6 protein-coding genes and 1 tRNA gene are annotated in these 5970 nt (G+C 74.4%); 4 read left to right on the top strand and 3 right to left on the bottom strand.

Features of this window, described 5'->3' with window-relative positions:
* A partial coding sequence (locus HMPREF3105_RS10360) for a DUF3027 domain-containing protein (RefSeq protein ID WP_070709533.1) occupies positions 1-366 on the top strand: 366 nt, incomplete at its 5' end.
* Positions 367-457: 91 nt separating this feature from the next.
* Here HMPREF3105_RS10360 and serC read toward each other — a convergent pair.
* Complete coding sequence (gene serC, locus HMPREF3105_RS10355) at positions 458-1585, bottom strand: phosphoserine transaminase (protein ID WP_070709531.1); 1128 nt, start codon at positions 1583-1585, stop codon at positions 458-460.
* Positions 1586-1713: 128 nt separating this feature from the next.
* Between serC and HMPREF3105_RS10350 the strand changes: the two genes are divergently transcribed.
* The 3 genes from HMPREF3105_RS10350 (at position 1714) to HMPREF3105_RS10340 (ending at position 5035) form a co-directional block, all read left to right on the top strand.
* Positions 1714-2436, top strand: coding sequence for a metal-dependent transcriptional regulator (locus tag HMPREF3105_RS10350; protein ID WP_020628347.1), 723 nt, complete (start codon positions 1714-1716; stop codon positions 2434-2436).
* Positions 2437-2595: 159 nt separating this feature from the next.
* Positions 2596-3090 carry an HNH endonuclease gene (locus tag HMPREF3105_RS10345; RefSeq protein WP_020628346.1) on the top strand — a complete coding sequence of 165 codons (495 nt, stop codon included), beginning with the start codon at positions 2596-2598 and terminating at the stop codon, positions 3088-3090.
* 76 nt (positions 3091-3166) lie between these two features.
* The gene (locus HMPREF3105_RS10340) at positions 3167-5035 is read left to right on the top strand and encodes an ABC transporter ATP-binding protein (protein ID WP_070709529.1); all 1869 of its coding nucleotides are present in this window, start codon (positions 3167-3169) and stop codon (positions 5033-5035) included.
* Positions 5036-5061: 26 nt separating this feature from the next.
* Here HMPREF3105_RS10340 and HMPREF3105_RS10335 read toward each other — a convergent pair.
* Both HMPREF3105_RS10335 and HMPREF3105_RS10330 read right to left on the bottom strand, forming a co-directional pair.
* Positions 5062-5135, bottom strand: a tRNA-Arg gene (locus HMPREF3105_RS10335).
* 52 nt (positions 5136-5187) lie between these two features.
* On the bottom strand, positions 5188-5835 hold the full coding sequence (locus tag HMPREF3105_RS10330) for a hypothetical protein (protein ID WP_036317981.1): 648 nt from the start codon (positions 5833-5835) through the stop codon (positions 5188-5190).
* Positions 5836-5970: the final 135 nt, after the last annotated feature.

The following is a 5970-nucleotide window of genomic DNA, read 5'->3' as shown; positions in this document are numbered from 1 at the left end:
CTGCTCGCCGCCGCCGTGGACGCCGCCCGCGCGGGGCTGGCCGGGCTGGCCGCCCCGGACGAGGTGGGGGAGCACGTGGACGTGCTCGTGGACGACGACCGGCTCCTGACGCACCGCTTCGCGTGCCGCATGCCCGGCTACGCGGGCTGGCTCTGGTACGTGACGATCGCCCGGGCCCCACGCGCTAAGCAGGTCACCGTGTGCGAGACGGGCCTCATGGCGGGGGAGGGTGCGCTCGTGGCGCCCCCGTGGGTGCCGTACGCCGAGCGGGTGAACGAGGAGGAGCGCGAGCGGCTCAAGGCCGTGGCCGAGGGCCGCGTGCCCGGCTCCCCGGCGCCCGAGGCCGCGCCGGACGACCGCGGCTGAGACGGCGCGCCCCGGCTGACCCGCCGGGGCGGACACGCAACGGGCCCGCGGTGGAGTCCCCCGCGGGCCCGTGTCCCCGTCCGGGGACGGCTCAGGCCAGGCGCTCGACCACGTGGTCGATGCAGCGCAGCAGTGCCGCGACGTCCTCGGGCTCGATCGCGGCGAAGGTCGCGATCCGCAGCTGGTTCCGGCCGAGCTTGCGATAGGGCTCCACGTCCACCACGCCGTTCGCGCGCAGGGCCTGGGCGACCGCCGCCGCGTCGACGTCGTCGGAGAAGTCGACGGTGCAGACCACGGCGGAGCGGTCCTCGGACCGGGCCACAAAGGGCGTGGCGAAGGACGACGCCTCGGCCCACGCGTACACGCGCGAGGAGGAGTCGGCGGTGCGGGCGGTCATCGCGTCCAGCCCGCCCTGACCGTTCATCCAGCGCAGCTGCGCGTCCAGCATGACGAGCGTGGCCAGCGCGGGCGTGTTGTAGGTCTGGTCCTTGAGGGAGTTCTCCACGGCCGTGGCCAGGTCCAGGAACGCCGGGATCCACCGGCCGGACTCCTTGATCTCCGCGACCCGCGCCAGGGCCCGCGGGGAGAACAGCGCGAGCCACAGACCGCCGTCGGACGCGAAGTTCTTCTGCGGCGCGAAGTAGTACACGTCCGCCTCGGACACGTCCACCGGCAGGCCGCCCGCGGCCGAGGTGGCGTCGACGACGACCAGCGCGTCCTCGTCGATGCCCGCGGGGCGGACGACGGGCGCCATCACGCCGGTGGAGGTCTCGTTGTGCGGCCACGCGTACACGTCGACCCCGGCCACGGCCTCCGGCTCGGGGCGGGTGCCCGGCTCGGAGGGGCGGATGTCCGACGGCGCCAGGAACGGCGCCTGGTCGGTGGCCTTGGCGAACTTCGAGCCGAACTCGCCGAAGCTCAGATGCTGGGCGCGCTCGCGGACCAGGCTGAAGGCGGCCGCGTCCCAGAACGCGGTGGAGCCGCCGACGCCGAGGATCACCTCGTAGCCCTCCGGCGCCGAGAACAGCTCGGCGACGCCCGACCGGACGCTCGCCACCAGGTCCTTGACCGGCTTCTGACGGTGCGACGTGCCGAGCAGCCCGGCTGCGTCCTGGAGCGCGCTCAGCTGCTCGGGGCGGACCTTGGAGGGGCCGGCGCCGAAGCGGCCGTCGGCCGGCAGCAGGTCCTGGGGGATGGTGATCTCGGCGGGGGAGGTCATGCGTGCTCCTGACGCTTCGGGGTCGCGGGTCGCGCCCATTCTCCCGCGCCCGGGACCACCGGCCGTCCACGTGACTCACGCCTCGCTAGGATGTCCGGGACGAAGAGCCCGAGGGAAGAGGACGTGCCATGACGGATCTGATCGACACCACCGAGATGTACCTGCGCACGATCCTCGAGCTCGAGGAGGAGGGCATCCCCCCGCTGCGCGCCCGCATCGTCGAGCGTCTGGAGCACTCCGGCCCCACCGTCTCCCAGACCGTGGCCCGCATGGAGCGGGACGGGCTGGTGCACGTGGGCGCGGACCGTCGGCTGGAGCTGACCGTGGCGGGCCGCGAGCGGGCCGTGTCCGTGCTGCGCAAGCACCGCCTGGCCGAGCGCCTGCTCGCGGACGTGATCGGCCTCGAGTGGGAGCTCGTCCACGAGGAGGCCTGCCGCTGGGAGCACGTGATGAGCGACCAGGTGGAGCGCCGCCTGCTCACGCTGCTGGAGAACCCCACCGAGACCCCCTACGGCACCCCGATCCCGCCCCGGCCCGAGCAGGCCTCCGCCGAGGACTGGAGCCGCGACATGGGCCTGGCGGGCGCCCGGCTCTCCGAGGAGGCCGCCACCGCCGGCCGGTTCCGCGTCCGCGGGCTGGCCGAGGGCGTGCAGACCGACCCCGAGCTGCTGGCCCAGCTGGCCGGCGCCGGCGTGACCCCCGGCCGCGTGGTGCGTGCCGAGGCCGCCCGCGACGCCGGGTACATCCGGGTCGAGGGCGAGGCGGAGGACGGCGCGGCCGCGGACGGCGGGGCCCTCGAGCTGGCCGAGGCCACGGCCGCGCACGTGTGGGTCGAGCGTCTCGACGGCTGAGGCGCGGCGCGCCGTCGTCGTGCGTGACGGGGGCGTGATGGCCCGGTGACGGGCCGGTGAACCTCTTCCGCCGCCGCAGGCGACACGCGGCGCGCCGATGCACCCGCGTCTAGCGTGGAGACACGACGCCCCTGTGTCCCCACGCTTCCGAGGCCCCCGATGCGCACACTTGTCCTCAACGCCGGCTACGAACCCCTCTCGGTCGTCTCCGACCGCCGGGCGCTGCTGCTCGTGGCCACCGGCAAGGCGAGCGTGCTCGAGGACGCCGGTGACCCGATGCGCAGCCCCACCCGCGCGTGGGGCCGACCCCTCGTGATCCTGCTGCACCAGTACATCCGGGTGCCCCACACGGATGCGGCCCCGGTCTCCCGCAAGGGCGTGCTGCGCCGGGACGGACACCGCTGCGCCTACTGCGGCGCCCACGCCACCACCGTGGACCACGTGCGGCCGCGCTCGCGGGGCGGCGAGAACTCGTGGGAGAACCTCGTGGCCTGCTGCCTGCGCTGCAACGGGGCGAAGGCGGACCGCTCGCTCGAGGCCCTGGGCTGGCGGCTGCGGGTGGAGCCGGTGCGCCCGCGCGGGGCCCAGTGGCGGATCCGCGAGCTGGAGCGGCCCGCCGAAGCGTGGCGGGACTACCTGCGCCTGGCGGCCTGACGCCGGAAGCGGAATCGCGCCCGCCCGTGCCCGGCGGTTCCTAGACTCTCCAACGGTCGAGAGAGCGGAGGGGCCCATGAGCATGGAGTCGGCGGCACGGATGTCCATGATGCGGATGACCCGCGGGCAGTCCGACGCCCAGCAGAGCCTCGCCCGCGGCACGGTGCGCCGGACCATCGCGTTCGCGGGCCGGTACCGCACCCGCCTGATCGTGTTCGTCGCGGCGTCCATCGTGGGCGCGGTGCTCGGCGTGGCCTCGCCCGTGCTGGCCGGCGACGTCGTCAACGCGATCACCGGCGGCGCGGACCGCGGGCTCGTGGTGCGGCTGGCCCTGCTGATCGCCCTCGTGGCGGTGCTCGACGCGGCGCTGTCCGTGTTCACCAAGTGGCTCTCCGCCGGGCTGGGGGAACAGGTCATCTACGACCTGCGCACCGCCGTGTTCGACCACGTGCAGCGCATGCCGGTGGCGTTCTTCCAGCGCACCCGCACCGGCGCGCTCGTCTCGCGCCTGAACAACGACGTGATCGGGGCGCAGTCGGCGATCTCGCGGACGCTCTCCGGCGTCGTCGCGAACGTGGTGTCCGTCGCGCTGACCCTGGGCGTGATGGTGGCCACCAGCTGGCAGGTCACCGTCCTGTCCCTCGTGATGCTGCCGCTGTTCCTGCTGCCGGCCCGGGCGGTCGGCTCGAAGCTGGCGGGCCTGTCCCGCGAGCGGGCCGGGCACAACGCGGCCATGGGCGACCAGATGACCGAGCGGTTCTCCGCTCCCGGCGCCACACTCATCAAGCTCTTCGGCCGCCCCGCCGCCGAGTCCGCCGAGTTCGCCCGCCGCGCGGACCGCGTGCGCGCCACCGGCGTGGACATCTCCGTGCGCCAGGCCGTCTTCACCACGCTGCTCACCCTGGTCTCCGCGCTCGCGCTCGCGGCCGTGTACGGCGTGGGCGGGCTCCAGGCGATCGCGGGCACCCTCGACGCCGGCGACGTCGTCACCCTCGCCCTGCTGCTGACCCGCCTGTACGCCCCCCTGACCGCGCTGGCGAACGCCCGCGTGGAGATCATGAGCGCGCTCGTGAGCTTCGAGCGCGTGTTCGAGGTCCTGGACCTGGAGCCGCTCATCACGGAGCCCGCGCGGCCCGCGGCCCTGCCGGAGGGGCCCCTGTCCGTGCGGCTGCGGGACGTGCGCTTCGCCTACCCCACCGCGGAGCAGGTGTCCCTGGCCTCCCTCGAGGAGGTCGCCGTGCTGGACACGCGCGGCGGCGAGGAGGTGCTGCACGGGATCGACGTGGCCGTGCCCGCCGGGGCCACCGTGGCCCTCGTGGGCTCTTCGGGTGCGGGCAAGTCCACCATCGCCTCGCTCGTCACGCGCCTGCACGACGTCACCTCCGGCGCCGTCGAGATCGGCGACGTGGACGTGCGGGACCTCGCGTTCGCGGACCTGCAGCGGGCCGTGGGCATGGTGACCCAGGACGGCCACCTCTTCCACGAGACCGTGCGCGCCAACCTGACGCTGGCCCGCCCCGACGCGACGGACGAGCAGCTGTGGGACGCCGTCGAGCGGGCCCGCCTGCGCCCCGTGGTCGAGGCGCTGCCGGACGGGCTGGATACCGTGGTCGGCGAGCGCGGCTACCGCCTCTCCGGCGGCGAGCGGCAGCGCATGACGATCGCGCGGCTGCTGCTGGCGGCCCCGCGCGTCGTGGTGCTGGACGAGGCGACGGCGGCGCTGGACTCCACCAACGAGCGCGCCATCCAGGAGGCGCTGGGGGAGGCGCTGGCCGGGCGGACCGCGATCGTGATCGCGCACCGGCTCTCCACCGTGCGCAACGCGGACGAGATCCTCGTGGTCGAGGCCGGGCGGATCGTGGAGCGCGGCACGCACGCCGAGCTGCTCGCGGCGGACGGACGGTACGCGGAGCTCTACACCACGCAGTTCGCCGACGCGGAATGAGGCGGCGGCCGGACCGGCCACCCGGGTGCCCCAGGCCGGAATCGAACCGACGGCCTACCCTTTAGGAGAGGGTCGCTCTATCCAACTGAGCTACTGGGGCGCGGACCGCGCGTCGCGCGCGCCGGTCCGGTGAGCGAGTCTAGCCGAGCCTTTCAGGCCGCCCGCGCGGCGCGACCACGACGGCGCCGCCCGGCCCACAGCATCACGGCCACCGCCAGCGCGAGCAGCGCCAGCAGGACCCAGCGGGTCAGCGTCAGGGCGGCGGCCAGGCCGGTGCCCGGGCCGCCGGCGGCGATCGCCTGCTCGATCGCGATGTTCTCGCAGATGTCCACGACCGCGAACAGCACGCCCAGCCCGAAGACGGCCCACTTGGCGCCGACGGGACGCAGGCGCCATGCGCCGACCGCGGTGACCGTCAGTGCCACGGCGATCGGGAAGATCACGCCGGCCGTCTTGTGCACCCAGTTCAGCTGGCCGCGGGCGTCCTCGTCCATGACCGCGGAGAGCGCGCGGATGTGGTCCTGCCCGTAGAACAGCAGGGAGTCCGGCATCGCCAGGCCGCCGCTGAGCTGGGTCATCTGCTGCAGCACCAGCAGATGGAGGTACGCGCCCACGAGCAGGGTGGTCACGATCAGCGCGCTCACCGGGATCGCCGGGCTGCCCTCGCGCTCAGCGGCCGCGGCGAGGTCCTCACGGACGTTGACGTCCCGCAGCGTGGGACGGGAGCGCGGGGACTCGGCGACCGGGCGCGCGGCGGGCCGCGACGGGCGCGGACGGGACTTGCGGGACTTCTGGGACACGGGGCACCTCCGCGGTCCATCCTCCCAGACCGGCCGAGCCGGTCCGGTCCCGCCCAGCCCCGCCCAGCCCAGCTCACTTTCGAACGTGAAATCGGGGTCATGGGAACTTTCGAACGCGAGATAGGCCCCACATCA

The organism is Micrococcus sp. HMSC31B01 (genome assembly GCF_001816085.1).
In the GTDB taxonomy this organism is placed as follows: Bacteria; Actinomycetota; Actinomycetes; order Actinomycetales; family Micrococcaceae; genus Micrococcus; species Micrococcus luteus.
This window is presented reverse-complemented; position numbering and strand designations above follow the sequence as displayed.

Coding starts and splice junctions, on each gene's coding strand:
- serC (WP_070709531.1), bottom strand. CDS start 1,585: ATGACCTCCCCCGCCGAGATCACCATCCCCCAGGACCTGCTGCCGGCC.
- HMPREF3105_RS10350 (WP_020628347.1), top strand. CDS start 1,714: ATGACGGATCTGATCGACACCACCGAGATGTACCTGCGCACGATCCTC.
- HMPREF3105_RS10345 (WP_020628346.1), top strand. CDS start 2,596: ATGCGCACACTTGTCCTCAACGCCGGCTACGAACCCCTCTCGGTCGTC.
- HMPREF3105_RS10340 (WP_070709529.1), top strand. CDS start 3,167: ATGAGCATGGAGTCGGCGGCACGGATGTCCATGATGCGGATGACCCGC.